Here is an 18,068-nt window from a genome sequence, read left to right on the forward strand (position 1 = left end):
TGCAAATACTAAGCCCCAGGTGGCATAGACAGGCTTTCTGCGATTTGCTGTATCAGATAGTCCTCGACTTCAAAGCGAGTCTCAAGAATTTCCCCAATGAGACACATATCAGAATCGAAATCATTTAATTCATCATCTTCAGTCACTTCTGAGTACTTATCGTTAAAGTTCAATAGAGGTTCAGTCGTTAGAACAATTTGACCATAGGTTTGATTGATCTCATTAGTCACGACAAAGCCGGTTGCTTTCCAACGGTCCATAACCATGTCATAAATTTTAAAGTGGCCTTCGGAGATGTAATCAACGAGGTGCTGACAGAAATCCTGCAGTTCGGAAGGAGATGGGAGTTCAATAACATTGGTTTTCGAACAAGGTTGCAGCGCTGCAAGCTTACAATATTCAACAATCAGGGATTGTCGTGTCTCTAACCAGTGATCAATGACATCACTTGAGCCACCCCACTGGTCTTGTGTTTGTTTGAATTTTCTTAGCATGACCATGCCCTCATGATCTGATCGCCCATCGGCGAACGTATCCTTTGCAAAGCAAAGTTAGTAAAGTTATTACAAACTCTTGTCCTTACTAGAATTTAGAGTGCACATTTACTTAACGATAAACTCTAGTATGAAATTAGATTGCCAGTAAAATGAACGAACTTCAAGCAAAGGGATGGTGTAATGTTAAGAAAAGGTGATGTTAACCGCGCGATAAATGCATACTGGTGTGTTGTTGCAGGAAGTGAAATTTGGCTGGTGGATGGTGCTGTGCCCTTCGGGTCTGCAGAGCAGTTATCACTGCCAGTAACGAGTGCAAGACCCATTGGTGAGTATTCTGGTTCGCCCGTCATGTGGCTTAACTTGGCCGATTTAGAGCATGATCTACCTTTAGTATCCCTGCGTGACTGCCTGCATTTTCCTGAGCCATTATTTATGTTGTTAAGTAAAGCTGTGCAATATGGGCACATGACGCAAAGTTTGCGCTTTTGTCCACAGTGCGGAGGAAGAAACTTTCTTAATAATAACCAGTTAGCCATGCAGTGTGGTGAATGTCGCACCCTTCATTATCCTAGAATATTTCCGTGTATTATCGTTGCTGTACGTAAAGAAAATCAGATCTTATTAGCCCAACATCCAAGGCATCGAAATGGTATGTATACGGTTATTGCGGGTTTTCTAGAAGTCGGTGAGACATTAGAAGAGTGCGTGGCTCGAGAAATTCATGAAGAAACGGGAATTCTCGTTAAAAATATTCGTTACTTTGGCAGCCAGCCTTGGGCTTTCCCATCCAGTATGATGATGGGGTTTTTAGCTGACTATGAATCGGGAGAGTTAAGTCCAGACTACACTGAGCTGTCTGATGCACGATGGTTTGGTATCGACGAGATGCCGCCTGTTGCGCCTAAAGGAACGATTGCAAGAGCACTTATCGAGCAGACGCTGAAAGATATAGACACTAATTATCTGATAAATAGATAAAAAAAACCCTCCGAGAGGGAGGGGGTAAGTAAGATGTCGTTATGAGATGCTGAGTACTAAGTACTCAGTTTATAATTGTAGTTTTCGCTAGCGAACAAATTTTTAACACTGATACCGATTGGGTGCAAATTAAGCATTGATTTAAAAGTTAATAACTTGATCCAGGTTGCAAAGCACACAGCTATTGGACTTAAATCAGTGATAGAATACCCCCTTTCACAGAAAGCCTAACAGTTGGAATTACGGAATGACTGAATTAAAAAATGATCGTTATCTGCGTGCGCTTTTAAAAGAGCCGGTAGATTACACGCCAGTATGGATGATGCGCCAGGCAGGTCGTTACCTACCAGAATACAAAGCGACTCGTGCAGAAGCGGGTGATTTCATGTCTTTGTGTCGAAATGCAGAATTAGCATCCGAAGTGACACTTCAACCATTACGCCGTTTTCCTCTTGATGCCGCGATCTTATTCTCGGACATCTTAACGATTCCAGATGCAATGGGGCTTGGTTTGCGTTTTGCTGCGGGTGAAGGACCTGTTTTTGATAACCCAATTACATGCAAAGCCGACGTGGAAAAAATTGGTTTGCCAGATCCTGAAGGTGAACTGCAATACGTAATGAACGCAGTACGCCAGATCCGTAAAGACCTGAAGGGTGAAGTGCCGCTGATTGGTTTTTCTGGTAGTCCTTGGACTCTTGCGACGTATATGATCGAAGGTGGTAGCTCTAAAGCGTTTACCAAGATCAAGAAGATGATGTACGCGGAACCACAAACTCTGCACCTACTTCTAGATAAGCTGGCAGACAGCGTTATCGAGTACTTAAACGCGCAAATTAAAGCGGGTGCACAATCGGTAATGGTATTTGACACATGGGGTGGCGTACTAACGCCTCGTGATTACAATCTGTTCTCACTGCAATACATGCACAAGATTGTAGATGGTCTGATTAGTGAAAACGACGGTCGTCGCGTGCCAGTCACACTGTTTACTAAGAATGGCGGCATGTGGCTTGAGCAAATCGCAGCTACGGGCTGTGATGCGGTTGGTCTAGACTGGACAATCAACATTGCTGACGCGAAAGCACGTATCGGTGATAAAGTGGCGCTGCAAGGTAATATGGACCCATCAATGCTTTACGCTTCACCAGAGCGTATCCGTGAAGAAGTCGCGGGTATTCTAGAAGGTTTTGGTGATGCAGGTACTGGTCATGTGTTCAACCTAGGTCACGGTATCCATTTGGATGTGCCGCCAGAAAACGCGGGCGTATTTGTGGAAGCGGTACACGAGCTATCTAAGCCATACCACAAGTAAGTTAGATCTTTTGAAATCAAATGCCGGCATTCAGTGCCGGTATTTTTTTGCCTAAAATTCATTTTTTCTATCTGAGACTCAAGGCTGTACAGCTCTAGTAGTATTTGGCCTACTATGATCTAATTACTACTCTAGCTGTACACTAGATGTTAAAGTTTAATATAAACAAATACTTATGATTTCGGGTTTTATGTTCTAATTTTCTTGTACAGATAAGCAAGCAATTAGATCATAGGTAACCTAAAGCATCGAGTGAACGCGTTTTTTAAGGTATGGCACGACGTCAGATTCAAACCAAGGATTCTTCTTTAACCACAATGTATTGCGTGGAGATGGGTGAGGGAGCGGGATAAAGTCCGGTTCCCAATCTTGCCATTGCTGAACAGTTTGCGTGAGCGTCTTTGGTTTGTTGGTGAGATAGTACTGCTGCGAGTACTGACCAATTAGTAGAGTGAGCTCTATATTGGGCAGTTGCTCAAGAATCTTTTTATGCCAAGTGGGCGCACATTCTTTACGAGGCGGTAAATCACCAGAGTTCCCTTTGCCTGGATAACAGAATCCCATTGGGACAATGGCAATTTTATTTGGGTCGTAGAAAACGTCTTTGTCGATATCGAGCCATTGGCGTAATCGATCACCACTTGGGTCATTCCAAGGTATCGAGGTTTTGTGTACACGTGTGCCAGGGGCCTGACCGATGATTAGGATGCGTGCCCCTTTTGCGGCTTGTACGACAGGGTTTGCACCCAAAGGTAAATTATCCGCGCAGATCTGGCAGGCCCTCACTTGCTGCAATAGCTCGTCTAACGACATTCTTAGTAACCCTTTTCGAAATCCACTTGATAATTTAATGAAAACCCATCGCGCCAGCGTAGATAGTTGTCAGCAAAAATCTCGATGACTTGCTCGGGAAAACTCAGCGCAGCAATGTGTGGAGTGATGGTGACTTGCGGTAGTTTCCAAAATGGATGCTCTACCGACAACGGTTCTTGCTCAAACACATCTAAGAAGGCGTGTTCTACCCAACGGTTTTTCAGAGCGAAGAGCAACCCTGCCTCATCCAGTACGTCGCCACGACCTACGTTAAACAATAACGCCTGATTTAGTTGGCTGAGCGTTTGACGATTAAGTAACTGTCGCGTCTCAGGTGTACTTGGTAGAGTATTCACAACGATGTCGGCTTGCTCAAATGCCTTACTTAGTTCATTGATATGAAAGGTCTGATGAAACTCGCCGCCTGGAGTAGGGATACCTGTGCGGTTAATACCGATAGTTTTTATCCCCATTGCTTTAGCGGCGTTGCCCAGATAGCCCCCAATGCTACCGGTACCAAGAATTACCATGGTTTTACTTTTTAATGACGTGTACAGGTGAGGCTGCCATTGTTTGTTTTGTTGCTGCTGGTGGTATCGGGCAAAGTGGCGGTAATGGGCAATACTGTAACCCAAAACATATTCAGCAATCAGTGGACCAAAGATGCCTCGAACGTTAGTTAGAGTATAGTCCTGACGAAGGCTAGGGGATGTTAAGGCGTTGACACCAGCAAACGTGGATTGTACCCATTCAAGCTGTGAAAACTCGTCTAAGCTTTGTGATAGTAAGGGTGGATCCGCTAGTACGATCTGAGCGGCTTCTGGTTGGTCGGTGAGGCAAAGATCGGGCAGATTTTTCTCTGCCAGTAACGTTTTGTAGGTGTCGCGATGCTCTGAGAGCAGGAAAATCTGATTTGAATGCGGCATTAACTTTTTTCCCTGTGATGAATCAAGTACACTTTCGCTGTTTTTTTCTTCAATGATTGAGTGACTATGCTTAAGAATCCTCTTCAGGTTCGTTTAGAAAAACTAGAACCTTGGCAACAAATTACCTTTATGGCGTGTCTGTGTGAACGCATGTATCCAAACTATGCGATGTTTTGTGAGAATACAGAATTTGCTGACCCGCGTGCTTACCGAGCGATTCTTGATAGTGTATGGGAAATTTTGACAGTTAAGAACGCGAAAATTAACTTCGAACGCCAATTAGAGAAGTTAGAAGAATTGTTCCCAAGTGCGGATGAGTTCGATTTTTACGGCGTTTACCCAGCGATGGACGCGTGTCAGGGTTTGTCTACGTTACTGCATGGTCTATTGGATCGCGACTACCTTTTCGATTCAATGCTTAAAGTGAGCCAACAGTCGGTACAAACCGTTGCTGACCTAGAGCAAGCGCAAGGTGCAGAGCCAATCACCAACGACAACCAGAAAGAAAACGAAGCCGTATGTGAAGAGTGGGACGTCCAGTGGGCTATCTTCCGTCCGCTGCGTGAAGCGGTAGAACGTGACATCAGCTTGATTAAAGATTTGCGCGAAGAGCTACGTGAGGAAGGTGTGAGCAACATCGGTATTGCACTTTAATCGTTGAATAAATAGAAAAAGGCATCCTAACTGGATGCCTTTTTTTGTGCGTTTAAGCTGTTATACCTAGAGCTGATTACGATTCTTTCGAGTCAGGTTTCGGTGGCTCTTGAGCTTCTGGCTCTTTATCCTGCTTCTCCGGCTCATTATCTTCTTCATCGTCATCGCGGCTTTCGATTACGCCGTGCATTTCTTTCCAGCTTTCCCAGCGTTGGTAAGCCAGCTCCTGCATGTCAGTGCTTTTATCTGCTTCGTCGATGATCTCCTCGCCTACGAGGTGTTCAAAAATATCTTCCAACGTTACCAAACCTAGCACGGTACCGTATTCATCAACAACAAGTGCCAGCTGTAAGCGATGAGTCATCATCTGGTCGAATACTTTAGGTAAAGTGGTATTGTTTAGCACCACTTGAATTGGGCGCATGATTGCTCCCAACTGTTTCTGTCCACAACCTGATTGTTGTAGTTTGAACAACTCAAGGCGATGCACAAAACCAATGATGTTATCTTTCTGCTCGCTGTAAACCAATGGGCGTGAGAAAGGCGTATCTTTGTGTTTTTCTAGGAACTCATTGATGGTCATTGTGGCATCGACACGGAATACTACTGGTCGTGGCGTCATAACCTGCGTTACGGGTACATCTTGGATGCCAAGCAAGTTGCTTAAGATTTTTGATTCACCCTCGGCAAACTCACCGCTTTCACGTGCCAGAATCGCCATTGCAGACAGCTCATCACGCATCTTTGGAGCTTCGTGGTTACGAGCAAGACGCTTGGTGATTTGCTCTGAGAACCAAACAAAGGGTGTAAGCGCCCATACCATCCAACGCAATGCGACCGCGGCAGTGGGTGCCAACTGACGCCAGTAGGTCGCGCCAATCGTCTTCGGTACGATTTCTGAAAGCACTAAGATCGCCAATGTCAGTACTGCCGAAAAGATACCTAATGCTTCGCTACCAAATACAACTGCAGCTTGTGCACCAGCAGTGGCCGCGCCGATCGTGTGAGCGATGGTGTTTAAAGTCAGAATAGATGCCAGTGGTCGGTCGATATCTGATTTCAGCTTAGCCAATTGCCCAGCTGCGGGATGCCCCTGTTGATTGAGCTGCGCAATGTAGCTCGGACTGATACTCAGCAGTACCGCCTCCAGCACCGAACAGATAAACGAAATGCCGATTGCAATAGAGATATAAATGGATAACAGCAGCATAGTTGCCCTTGAATGTAGTTTGATAGTGGTTATTTGCAGCTATTATAACCGCAAAAGTGACTTATAAATTGGTCCAAATACCTTGGAAAGCAAGGGTTTTCAGGGGGTATGTGGTAACAAATTGTGAGTTATTACTCATATTATGGCTAAAAGTACGTCAGAAAATCGAAAGATCGCTTACAAACCTTTGCCAGATGGGGCATTTATGTTTTAGAGTGAGACGAATTCGATAACCTATGAGAAGGGAAACCTAATGAACAAGACCCAATTAATCGACTTTATCGCAGAGAAAGCAGACCTATCAAAAGCACAAGCAAAAGCTGCTCTTGAAGCGACTCTTGATGGTGTAACTGGCGCACTTAAAGAGGGTGACCAAGTTCAACTAATTGGTTTTGGTACATTCAAAGTAAACCACCGCGCTGCACGTACTGGTCGTAACCCTAAGACTGGTGACGAGATTCAAATCGCAGCAGCTAACGTACCAGCATTCGTAGCAGGTAAAGCGCTGAAAGAATCAGTAAACTAAGTTAGAATGCACCGAGGTATCCTGCCTCGGTGCAATTTCATGAAAAAACATCTACTCACTTCACTTCTCCTATCTAGCCTTACCCTTTTTGGCTGTTCATCGGTTGAAACTCCTAATTTAGAACAATTCACGCATTTTTCTGGTGGTAAAGTTGCGGGAGATGCTAGCAGCTTGTACTGGATGACAGAGAAACTCACTCGTGTGAGTACGGCGGCTGATTATGTGACTATGGGGGACAATGGTTGGTTCCAGAGTGATTATCGCTGGGACGAAGGTGAGTTGCGAGAGTTGATTCGAAAAGGCGAGCAAGTTGATACCAAACAAGAGTTGGTGCCTTTTCAAATCCACATCCGTTTCAATAAAGATGGCGAAGCGGTTTACCAACAATATCGTGTTAACCGTAAAGTCTTACCACTCCAGCATGACCAATTAGAGCGCTACAAAGCAGAAGCGAATGACGTAGTGGCATCGGTTAAGGCGCAGTCTCGTAACAATCAGAGCCTTATTCAAGGTTATTGGAATGGTCAATCGTTTGAAACCTGCAAAGGTAAGGTGTTCTCGACACTCGAGTTTAATCAGACGCTGCCAAAATTTATTATCGAGCGTCTCTCATCGGTAGACAGTTATGTGGCTTTTGTCGGCAAGCAGTCACGAAACAAAGCAATGGTCGATGAACTGTTGATGCTCAATGACGATGACTTTGATTGTGTTTCTCGGCCAACGTTGATCTCTGAATAAACATTGCTTCGAACTCTCTCGAACAAGAACAATAAAAAAGGCGCTGAGTGCGCCTTTTGTTTTTTAGCCAACTTATGTTGTTTTTATTTTTCTTGCTCACGTGCAATTGCACGGTAGCCGATGTCGTTGCGATGGAACATGCCATCCCAACGGATCTGTTTTGCAAGCTCGTAAGCACGCTGCTGCGCTTCTGATACGCTGTTGCCAAGTGCGGTTGCACAAAGAACACGACCACCGTTTGTCACGATGTCGCCATCTTTGTTATCTGTACCAGCATGGAAGACTTTTTCGCCTTCAATTTCAACTTGTGGCAGACCCGAAATAACGTCGCCTTTGTTGTACGCTGCTGGGTAACCACCGGCTGCTAGCACGATACCAATCGATGCTCGTGGATCCCACTTCGATTCCGCTTGATCTAGCTTCTCGTCGATTGCCGCTAGGCACAGATCAACAAGATCCGATTCCATGCGCATCATGATAGGTTGTGTCTCTGGATCACCGAAGCGGCAGTTGTACTCGATTACTTTCGGAGTGCCGTCTTTGTCGATCATAAGACCCGCGTATAGGAAACCAGTGTAAGGGTTACCTTCAGATGCCATGCCACGTACTGTTGGGTAAATCACTTCTTCCATGATGCGGTTGTGGATTTCCTGTGTTACCACTGGAGCTGGAGAGTATGCTCCCATGCCACCGGTGTTAGGACCCGTATCTTTGTCGCCTACGCGTTTGTGGTCTTGGCTGGTGGCCATTGGCAGAACGTTCTCACCATCCACCATCACGATGAAGCTTGCTTCTTCACCATCTAGGAACTCTTCGATAACGACACGACTACCAGCATCACCAAATGCGTTGCCTGCTAGCATGTCTTTGATTGCGTCTTCGGCTTCTTCTAGCGTCATTGCCACAATCACGCCTTTACCAGCCGCAAGGCCGTCGGCTTTCACCACAATCGGCGCACCTTGCTCACGCACGTAAGCAAGCGCTGGTCCAATTTCTGTGAAGTTTGCGTAGGCACCGGTTGGGATTTGGTGACGAGCAAGGAAGTCTTTAGTAAACGCTTTAGAGCCTTCAAGCTGCGCTGCGGCTTGGGTAGGACCAAAGATTGGTAAGCCCGCTTCGCGGAACGCATCCACCACACCAATAACCAGCGGTGCTTCTGGGCCAACGATAGTCAGTTCAATCGCCTTCTCTTTGGCGAAAGCAACAAGGCCAGCGATGTCTTCTACATCGATGTTTACGTTCTCTAGTTTTGGCTCTAGTGCTGTACCTGCGTTGCCTGGAGCAACGAAGATAGTCTCAACATTTGGGTTTTGTGCCGCTTTCCAACCTAGCGCATGTTCACGACCGCCTGAACCAATGATTAAAACTCGCATATGAAAATCCTTAATCTTATAAATACCGTTTGCTCAAACTCAGATATTTCGCAAAGACCTGAGTATGGCCTCTCTAATTCAGTGGGACGAGGACAAGGCGACAAGTGAACTTATTCCTATGAGCATAGTATGCTATGTGATTAGGATAAGTGAACGCCGTCAACGCAGTTATCGTCCCAGTGAAGACGAGAGGATTAGTGGCGGAAGTGACGCATACCGGTAAAGATCATCGCCATGCCGTGTTCGTCTGCCGCTGCGATAACTTCGTCATCACGCATAGAACCACCTGGTTGGATCACACACTTGATGCCCGCTTCTGCAGCCGCGTCGATACCGTCACGGAATGGGAAGAATGCATCTGATGCCATTACACAACCTTCAACCTGTAGACCTTCGTCTGCAGCTTTGATGCCTGCGATTTTCGCAGAGTAAACGCGGCTCATTTGGCCAGCACCTACACCGATAGTCATGTCGCCTTTCGAGTAAACGATTGCGTTAGATTTCACGTATTTCGCTACTTTCCAGCAGAACAGTGCATCTTTCAGCTCTTCTTCTGTTGGCTGGCGCTTAGAAACCACTTTTAGATCGTCTAGGCTCACCATACCTTGGTCTCGGTCTTGAACCAGTAGACCGCCATTCACGCGTTTCACGTCAAAGCCAGTTGTCTTCGTTGTCCATTCGCCACATTCAAGTAGACGCACGTTCTTCTTCGCTGCAACCACTTCAATCGCTTCAGAAGAAACAGAAGGAGCGATGATGACCTCAACGAATTGACGTTCAACAATAGCGGTTGCTGTTTCAGCATCTAGCTCTTGGTTGAATGCAATGATGCCGCCGAATGCAGATGTTGGGTCAGTTTGGTAAGCGCGGTTGTACGCTTCTAGGATGTCTTTACCTAGAGCAACACCGCATGGGTTTGCGTGTTTTACGATTACACATGCTGGCTCGTTGAACTCTTTCACACACTCAAGTGCGGCGTCCGTGTCTGCGATGTTGTTGTAAGAAAGGGCTTTACCTTGGATTTGGCGAGCAGTAGAAACGGATGCTTCTTGTGGGTTTGCTTCAACGTAGAATGCGGCTGCTTGGTGGCTGTTCTCACCGTAGCGCATGTCTTGCTTCTTCTCGAACTGTTGGTTGAACGTACGAGGGAATTTGCTCTCTTCATCACCTTCTTTGTTCTCACCGTAAGATGGAACCATAGTGCCGAAGTAGTTTGCGATCATGCCGTCGTAAGCGGCAGTGTGTTCAAAAGCAGCGATGGCAAGGTCGAAGCGAGTTTCGAGAGTGAGAGATTTGTCGTTTTCGTCCATCTCTGCAATTACGCGGCCGTAATCACCTGCGTTAACAACGATAGTCACGTCTTTGTGGTTTTTCGCTGCAGAACGAACCATTGTTGGGCCGCCGATATCGATGTTTTCAACAGCGTCGGCTAGTGTACAGCCTTCTTTGGCAACGGTTTCTGCGAATGGGTATAGGTTTACGACAACCATATCGATAGGGTTGATGCCGTGCTTTTCCATCACGTCATCATCTTGGCCACGACGACCAAGCACACCACCGTGAACTTTTGGGTGAAGCGTTTTAACGCGGCCGTCCATCATTTCTGGGAAACCAGTGTAGTCAGAGACTTCGGTTACGGCGATGCCTTGTTCGGCAAGTAGGCGAGCTGTACCACCAGTAGATAGGATATCGACACCGCGCTCAGCAAGAGTTTGCGCAAACTCAACAATACCTGTTTTGTCTGATACGCTGATAAGCGCACGGCGAATAGGACGAGCGTTATTCATGCTTCCATTTTCCTCAAATTCACGGAGTTAAAGATGTTTGCCAAAAATGAACTTGTTTTTACCTCTTGGGGTAAAATATTGGCCAGTTTTGGTAAAGACCTTTGCAGGGTGTTTTCTGGTTAGAAAACAGTCTCCACATTTGATGGCGCGTATTCTAACCAATTTATTACAAAAAAGCTCGCGCAATCGTTTGGCATCTCAAAAATAATTGCAAAAAAGTCGTTCTTTAGCTTTAAAAGTAACGAGATAGTTAATAGGGAAAGTTATGTTTCAGATAGGTGAACTGGCAAAACGTTGTGGTGTGACTGCCGATACATTGCGTTTCTACGAGAAAAACGCGCTAATAAAACCCGCAGGACGAAGTGAGTCAGGCTATCGCTTGTATGATGAAGAGAATCAAAAGCAGGTGCACTTTATCCTCAAAGGTAAAGATCTTGGCTTGAGTCTGGATGAAATTAAAGACCTGTTAGAAATTAAGTTAGAAGCGACAGAACACAGCTGTGCAGAGGTAAAAGCCATTACTTCTGCCAAGTTAGAGCTGATTGATGGGAAAATTAACGAGCTGACGAAAATTCGCCGAGCGTTAAAGAAGATTAATGATGCTTGTTGTGGTCATACAGACGATGACGCCACACATTGCTCTATCCTTGCCGCACTTGAGTAGTCTCATTCTTGCATCACTTAACTTAAGTTTGCATTTTTGGCGACTTGCTTTTCTAGGTACATGCTGCTTTCCCACCTATAATCTTGCCTTTAGTTACTTGTAGGAATCGACCATTGTCTGATTCCTAGCGTAACGCTGTCTGTAGATACGAGAGTTTTCATACATGGTTGGAGTCTATTTTCAAATCAATGACTGGGTTTTGAGCGTTGATGAAAATAAGCTGTATCGACAAGATAGGGAAGTTACTGTTGAGCCACGCTTAATTAATCTTTTGCACTTCTTAGCGGAGCATGCGAATGAGGTGTTCAACCGCGAGGAATTGATTCAGTACGTTTGGGCTGGAGCGATTGTGACCGATCAAGTGGTGACTCAATCCATCTTTGAGTTGCGTAAGCTACTACGTGACGGTCGAGAGGAAAATACCAACTACGTTATCACGGTGCCCAAGCGTGGCTATAAGCTGGTAGCGAACGTGGTTACTATGACGCATGAAGAGTTTGTCACAAGTCGGCAAAATGAAGAGATCCCACCTTCTGTTGAAGAATCGGAAGAGGATTGTCTACCTATAGCACCAGCCGTTACCTTTCCTGCCGGTCCTCTAACTCGCGCAGTCTGCGAGATGTCAAAAGAGAAAAAAGCACCTCAGAGCAAAAACAAAATCAGCCCTTGGCGATTGGGAATTATGAACTTCATCTGGATCAGTATGTTGGTCGTAGTGATGGGCGTGTTTACCTACAAGCAGTCGGAAGTGCGTATTACCCAAGCCATCGATACCCATCTGATTGAGTTCAAGTTTCAAGATAATTTTACGAATGAAGGATTAAGCTACGATTTGGCAGACGGATTCGCCCAAAAGTTGATGTCCGACATTGCTCAAGTCAGTGATTACCGAGTCATGCTAAAGAAGGCGTCGTTTACTTCTGGCATTGTGCCTGGTAAATCGGTTGTGGTGAGAGTTCGTGAGAATGACGGTGGCAGCTTTTTAGAGGTGGAATATCGCAATAACTCATCTGAGAAAGTGTTGTTTAGTCGTCAATACGCGTTAACCAGTAGTCATTTAAAGACAGTGCTTCAACAAGCGTCGTTGGATTTGATGCAAGTGCTGAAAGTATCGGATGCCAAATTGAAATCTACGATGCTGGTGGCGGGAATGCCAATGAATCCCGACGCGTTGGAGTTGTTTGTTCAGGCTAACCATTACCTTAATGTCTCTGATACTAAACAATTCCGCCAAGGTATCGACTTGATGGAAAACATTTTAGAAATCGAGCCGGATAATGCTTACGTTCAAGCTGAGTTGTTGATTGCTTACCATGTACAAAAGGCACTTGATTTCTCACAGGAGTTGAAGAAAGGGCGAATGCAGCAGCTCAGTGAAGCACTAGAGACTAATGTGAAAATGATGGTGGGGCCAATTCAACCGCGAATTTATGAAGCTTTAGCACTGCACGAAACCATCATTGGTGACATGGCGTTAGCCAAGCGGCATCTCGGACAGGCATTGAGGTTACGTGATTCAGTGCTTTCCTATGTGATTCGCGGTAAGCACGCCGAATTGGATGGTGATCTGGATTTAGCCAGTGAGTCTTACAGTGAAGCTTTCTATATTGATACGTCGGTTGAGACGTACCTGCTGTGCGAAAACTTGGTCTTCCCAAGTAACATGAAGGCGATTGATTACGCCATGTATCGCGCCGTTCACCCTTCTGTCGTTCGAATGCTTTAATTCTCTCGGACTCAACGTCAGTCTAATGCTAGCCCCTCATTTCGGTGAGGGGCTTTTTTGTCGCTGTCGAAAAGTGAAAAGGGTGAGGCGGTGGGGCAATGACTTACGAAGGAGCTAACAACGCAAGCTTGCAACGGGAATACATACCCGCTTCTCTATCTCTATTGATTGTATGAAGTGTCTGGCTGAGTTATGTGGCGAGAATGATTTTGATGCTTTCTTGCAGGCGAGATGAATATTGATGTGGGTCAAAAAGCGCGATCAGGGAGAGATTTATGGAATCAACACTTCAGGGAATTAACCCTTCGGGATGGGGAAGTTGATAGAGGTTGATAACTTTTATCGCGATGACCAACGAGTTGATGAGAGTTTATCTATCGGTAGAAGGTTTGATGTTTTTCTTATAACCGCATGAATAATATAGTTTTATATTTTTGTGTTTATCATGTTTATCTCAACTTGATGTTGATGAACTAATCATTTTATTGATAACACCAAGTTTATTTTTTTCCCGATTTTTGGGCGTAGTCTTCACTTCGAAATTTAGCGAGGTCGAGCAGGTTCTTCCTCATAGCATCTCGCTAATAACCATTCAGTTTGAGTCATGTTGACTCGAGTAGAATAGATTTGGAGATGTTATGTCATCGAATGCGAAAAAAATCGGCCTTATTGCCTGTACGGGTGTCGTAGCCGGTAACATGATGGGTAGTGGTATTGCACTATTACCTTCTAGTCTTGCCTCTGTAGGCTCTGTTTCAATCTTCAGTTGGCTGATCTGTTTGGTCGGTGCACTGAGTCTGGCGTTCGTTTACGCTCGTCTGGCAACCAAAAACCCACAAGAAGGTGGTCCTATCGCTTATGCTGGCGAAGTGTCTCCGGTATTTGGTTTCCAAACGGGCGTTCTTTATTACCACGCGAACTGGATTGGTAACCTGGCTATTGCCATTACAGGTGTTTCTTACCTTTCAGTATTCTTCCCTGTGCTTAATAACCCAATCCCAGCAGGTATTGCGACGATTGCATCGGTATGGATCTTCACTTTCGTCAACCTACTTGGTGGTAGCTGGGTAAGCCGTCTATGTACGCTTGGTCTAGTTCTTATCCTTATCCCAGTTGTTGGTACAGCTGCATTTGGTTGGACGCACTTCGATACTGCGCTTTACAGCCAAAACTGGAACGTATCAGCAGGCACTGACAGCCACGCGGTAGTAACAGCGGTTCTTATCTGTCTATGGTCATTCGTAGGTGTGGAATCAGCAGCGGTATCGACTGGTATGGTAGAAAACCCTAAACGTACTGTACCACTAGCAACTATGTTGGGTACTGGTATCGCAGGTGTGATTTACATCCTATCAACTCAAATGATCAGCGGTATGTTCCCAGCGTCAGAAGTTGCGGCATCAGGTGCGCCATTTGCACTAGCAACCACTGAGCTATTCGGTAGCTGGACAGCACCATTCGTATCAGCATTCACAGCGCTAGCATGTTTCACTTCGCTAGGTTCTTGGATGATGCTAGTAGGTGAAGCAGGTAAACGCGCAGCAAACGACGGCAACTTCCCTAAAATCTACGGCGAAACTGACAAAAACGGTGTACCTAAGAAAGGTCTAATCCTTGCGTCAATCAAGATGACTGCACTGATGGTTGTACTGATGTTCTTCAGCTCTAAAACAGCGCACGCATCAGACCTGTTCAACCAACTAACGACTGACGCAGTTCTACTAACGATGCTGCCTTACTTCTACTCAAGCATTAACTTGATTCGCTTCGAAGGTATGACAACACGCAACGGCTTCGTAATGCTGTTCTCTGGTGTGGCTTGTCTGTTCTGCTTCATCGCACTAGCAGGTGCAGAGGGCGGTACGCTAACAGCAACCTTCATCGTTTCTCTAGTTATCTTGATGTTCTACAGCAAAAAAGCAGGTCTTGCTCAGTACGTGAAAATGCACGCTGACGACATGCCTGCCCAAGCAAGCAACTAATCCCCAAAACGCTGGCACTACGGTGCCAGCCCATAAAACCCAAATTCACGCGGCGCTCACCTTACTCATTGCCTGTAAATGGCAAAGAGCGCCCTCATTCGCCTTGGAGATGTCCAAATGAATATATTCGCTATCTTGAACCACATGGGTGTGTTCTTTAAAGAAGAGCCAGTTCGTCAACTTCACGCTGCTCTTGAGAAAGCGGGCTACGAAGTGGTTTACCCAGTAGATGATAAAGACTTGATCAAAATGATTGAGATGAACCCACGCATTTGCGGTGTGCTGTTCGACTGGGATAAATACTCACTAGAGCTATGTGAACGTATCAGCCAAATCAACGAAAAACTGCCTGTTCACGCATTTGCTAACGAACAGTCTACTCTAGACATTTCACTAACAGACCTACGTCTAAACGTGAGCTTCTTCGAGTACGCTTTAGGTATGGCTGACGACATCGCTATCAAAATCAACCAAGCGACTGAGGCATATAAAGATGCCATCATGCCTCCATTCACTAAAGCGCTATTCAAATACGTAGAAGAAGGTAAATACACCTTCTGTACTCCAGGTCACATGGGTGGTACTGCATTCCAGAAAAGCCCTGCTGGTAGCATCTTCTACGATTTTTATGGTCCAAACACATTTAAAGCGGACGTATCAATCTCAATGCCTGAGCTAGGTTCTCTACTAGACCACTCAGGTCCACATAAAGATGCAGAAGAATACATCGCACGTACATTCAATGCAGACAGCTCGTACATCGTAACTAACGGTACGTCTACATCGAACAAAATCGTTGGTATGTACTCAGCGCCTGCAGGCAGCACAGTACTGATTGACCGTAACTGTCACAAGTCTCTGACTCACCTAATGATGATGAGCGACGTGACACCAATCTACTTCCGCCCAACTCGTAACGCATACGGCATCCTTGGTGGTATCCCACAAAGCGAATTCAGCCGCGATGTAATCGCAGAGAAAGTGGCGAAAACACCAGGTGCAACAGCACCAACTTACGCAGTAGTGACTAACTCAACTTACGATGGTCTGTTGTACAACACGCAATTCATCAAAGAGTCGCTAGATTGTAAACACATCCACTTCGACAGTGCTTGGGTGCCTTACACTAACTTCAACCCAATTTACGAAGGTAAATGTGGTATGAGTGGTGAAGCGATGCCAGGCAAAGTGTTCTACGAAACACAATCAACACACAAACTGTTGGCTGCGTTCTCACAAGCTTCAATGATTCACGTGAAAGGTGACTTTGATAAAGAATCTTTCAATGAAGCATTCATGATGCACACTTCAACTTCACCTCAGTACGGCATTGTTGCTTCTACTGAAACTGCAGCGGCAATGATGCGCGGCAACACTGGTAAGAAGTTGATGCAAGACTCTATCGATCGCGCAATCCGCTTCCGTAAAGAGATCAAACGTCTAGAAGCAGAAAGCGACAGCTGGTTCTTCGATGTATGGCAACCAGAAAACATCGATACCACGGAATGTTGGAAACTAGACCCTAGCGACACATGGCACGGCTTCAAGAACATGGATGACAACCACATGTATCTTGATCCAATCAAAGTAACGCTATTGACTCCAGGGATGAATAAAGAAGGCGAACTAGAAGAATCAGGTATTCCTGCTTCGCTGGTGGCTAAATTCCTAGACGAGCGCGGCATCGTGGTAGAGAAAACAGGTCCATACAACTTGTTGTTCCTATTCTCAATCGGTATCGACAAATCAAAAGCAATGCAATTGCTACGCGGCCTAACTGAATTTAAACGTGGCTACGACTTGAACTTAACCATCAAGAGCTTCCTACCTTCACTATACAACGAAGACCCAAGCTTCTATGAAGGCATGCGTGTTCAAGAACTAGCACAAGCGATTCATGACCTAACTAAGAAATACAACCTACCTGAGCTAATGTACAAAGCGTTCGATGTACTTCCAGAAATGAAAGTAACACCACACGCAGCATGGCAAGAAGAGCTTCGCGGTAACGTAGAAGAAATCAAACTGGAAGAAATGGTTGGCCGCGTAAGTGCGAACATGATCCTTCCTTACCCTCCAGGTGTGCCACTAGTACTTCCTGGTGAAATGGTGACTCAAGAGTCTCGCCCAGTGCTGGACTTCCTAGAGATGCTTTGTGAGATCGGTGCGCATTACCCTGGTTTCGAAACCGACATCCACGGTCTGTACCAACAAAAAGATGGTAGCTACACCGTAAAAGTATTGAAGAACTAAGTTCCTCTCGAAGATGACGCCATTGGGAATGCAAGCATGCTCCACTCTTACGAGCTCAATGTGTCATCGAACAACCACGACATTTAGATATACCCCTAGCTAATCTGTCGTAAAAGAGAAGGGCAAGGATGCTCTGATCTTTTCTTCTATATAGAAGAAGCAATTTCCAAGACTTCACCTGAAGTACCCCAAGTAAAAAGCAAAGACCAAAGAGCAGTTCGTCATCGTTCTGCTCTTTTTTTATCTTTTATACAGCAGGACGAAGAGAAAAAGCGCGTTGAGTGAAGATCATTTGCTTCAATTGCATCAAATTTGAAGATCGTAATTCAGGTAGAAACGCCCTTTTTCTTGAGGAAAGATCCTTTTAAATGAGAGAAAATAGCCAAGATCGCTTGGTATATACACAAAGTGATTGCTATTTGTTCGGTTGAAAGTTTTTTTGCAAAAAACGCTTGTACTAATTTCTCAACTCCCTATACTGCGCATCCACCGACACGGAGTGAGACGAAAGTCACACAGCGAGTCGGAATTGAGAGAAAAGAAATTTGAAAAAAATGCTTGACTCTCTCACGGTGTGAAGTAAGATACGCACCCCTAACGACGAGCAACTAAGTTGCTGAAAATGT

Annotated in this window: 15 protein-coding genes; 9 read left to right on the plus strand and 6 right to left on the minus strand. The window is 45.4% G+C overall.

The annotated features are described in order from the left end of the window. Positions 1–8: 8 nt before the first annotated feature. Positions 9–500, minus strand: a complete 492-nt coding sequence (locus R7F07_RS23685; RefSeq protein WP_005382515.1) for an Rsd/AlgQ family anti-sigma factor — start codon at positions 498–500, stop codon at positions 9–11. 177 nt (positions 501–677) lie between these two features. Between R7F07_RS23685 and nudC the strand changes: the two genes are divergently transcribed. Next, positions 678–1,475 (plus strand): NAD(+) diphosphatase, encoded by a 798-nt coding sequence (gene nudC, locus R7F07_RS23690; RefSeq protein ID WP_053307541.1) that lies wholly within the window; start codon positions 678–680, stop codon positions 1,473–1,475. A 247-nt stretch (positions 1,476–1,722) separates the two neighbouring features. After that, positions 1,723–2,790: a uroporphyrinogen decarboxylase gene (gene hemE, locus R7F07_RS23695; protein WP_171343399.1), complete on the plus strand. Its 1,068-nt coding sequence runs from the start codon at positions 1,723–1,725 to the stop codon at positions 2,788–2,790. 240 nt (positions 2,791–3,030) lie between these two features. Here hemE and R7F07_RS23700 read toward each other — a convergent pair whose 3' ends face one another. Both R7F07_RS23700 and R7F07_RS23705 read right to left on the minus strand, forming a co-directional pair. Further along, positions 3,031–3,603, minus strand: a complete 573-nt coding sequence (locus R7F07_RS23700; protein ID WP_005382518.1) for a uracil-DNA glycosylase family protein — start codon at positions 3,601–3,603, stop codon at positions 3,031–3,033. Between the two features lie 2 nt (positions 3,604–3,605). Beyond that, positions 3,606–4,529: a D-2-hydroxyacid dehydrogenase gene (locus R7F07_RS23705; protein WP_005382519.1), complete on the minus strand. Its 924-nt coding sequence runs from the start codon at positions 4,527–4,529 to the stop codon at positions 3,606–3,608. Between the two features lie 66 nt (positions 4,530–4,595). On the opposite strand from R7F07_RS23705, the gene R7F07_RS23710 reads away from it, so the two are divergent. Further along, positions 4,596–5,183 carry a YjaG family protein gene (locus R7F07_RS23710; protein ID WP_005382520.1) on the plus strand — a complete coding sequence of 196 codons (588 nt, stop codon included), beginning with the start codon at positions 4,596–4,598 and terminating at the stop codon, positions 5,181–5,183. Between the two features lie 76 nt (positions 5,184–5,259). On the opposite strand, the gene R7F07_RS23715 is transcribed toward R7F07_RS23710, so the two are convergent. Next, positions 5,260–6,393, minus strand: coding sequence for a hemolysin family protein (locus tag R7F07_RS23715; protein ID WP_005382522.1), 1,134 nt, complete (start codon positions 6,391–6,393; stop codon positions 5,260–5,262). Between the two features lie 253 nt (positions 6,394–6,646). Here R7F07_RS23715 and hupA point away from each other — a divergent pair, with 253 nt between their 5' ends. Both hupA and R7F07_RS23725 read left to right on the plus strand, forming a co-directional pair. Then, positions 6,647–6,919 (plus strand): nucleoid-associated protein HU-alpha, encoded by a 273-nt coding sequence (gene hupA / locus R7F07_RS23720; protein ID WP_005382524.1) that lies wholly within the window; start codon positions 6,647–6,649, stop codon positions 6,917–6,919. 39 nt (positions 6,920–6,958) lie between these two features. Further along, positions 6,959–7,657, plus strand: a complete 699-nt coding sequence (locus R7F07_RS23725) for a DUF1481 domain-containing protein (RefSeq protein WP_025768990.1) — start codon at positions 6,959–6,961, stop codon at positions 7,655–7,657. An 83-nt stretch (positions 7,658–7,740) separates the two neighbouring features. Here R7F07_RS23725 and purD read toward each other — a convergent pair whose 3' ends face one another. Next, positions 7,741–9,030, minus strand: a complete 1,290-nt coding sequence (gene purD / locus R7F07_RS23730; protein ID WP_025768989.1) for a phosphoribosylamine--glycine ligase — start codon at positions 9,028–9,030, stop codon at positions 7,741–7,743. 194 nt (positions 9,031–9,224) lie between these two features. Further along, a complete protein-coding gene (purH, locus tag R7F07_RS23735) occupies positions 9,225–10,817 on the minus strand; it encodes a bifunctional phosphoribosylaminoimidazolecarboxamide formyltransferase/IMP cyclohydrolase (RefSeq protein ID WP_318110573.1) in 1,593 nt (530 codons plus the stop codon). A 265-nt stretch (positions 10,818–11,082) separates the two neighbouring features. On the opposite strand from purH, the gene zntR reads away from it, so the two are divergent. From zntR to R7F07_RS23755, 4 genes are all read left to right on the plus strand, one after another. Next, the gene (gene zntR, locus R7F07_RS23740; RefSeq protein ID WP_005382529.1) at positions 11,083–11,481 is read left to right on the plus strand and encodes a Zn(2+)-responsive transcriptional regulator; all 399 of its coding nucleotides are present in this window, start codon (positions 11,083–11,085) and stop codon (positions 11,479–11,481) included. 163 nt (positions 11,482–11,644) lie between these two features. Beyond that, positions 11,645–13,207: a lysine decarboxylation/transport transcriptional activator CadC gene (gene cadC, locus R7F07_RS23745; protein WP_005382530.1), complete on the plus strand. Its 1,563-nt coding sequence runs from the start codon at positions 11,645–11,647 to the stop codon at positions 13,205–13,207. A gap of 638 nt (positions 13,208–13,845) precedes the next feature. Next, complete coding sequence (gene cadB / locus R7F07_RS23750; protein ID WP_005434864.1) at positions 13,846–15,189, plus strand: cadaverine/lysine antiporter; 1,344 nt, start codon at positions 13,846–13,848, stop codon at positions 15,187–15,189. Between the two features lie 117 nt (positions 15,190–15,306). Then, on the plus strand, positions 15,307–17,442 hold the full coding sequence (locus tag R7F07_RS23755; RefSeq protein WP_005451159.1) for a lysine decarboxylase CadA: 2,136 nt from the start codon (positions 15,307–15,309) through the stop codon (positions 17,440–17,442). Positions 17,443–18,068: the final 626 nt, after the last annotated feature.

Origin of the sequence: Vibrio sp. YT-16 (assembly GCF_033337405.1) — a bacterium.
Taxonomy (GTDB): Bacteria; Pseudomonadota; Gammaproteobacteria; order Enterobacterales; family Vibrionaceae; genus Vibrio; species Vibrio alginolyticus.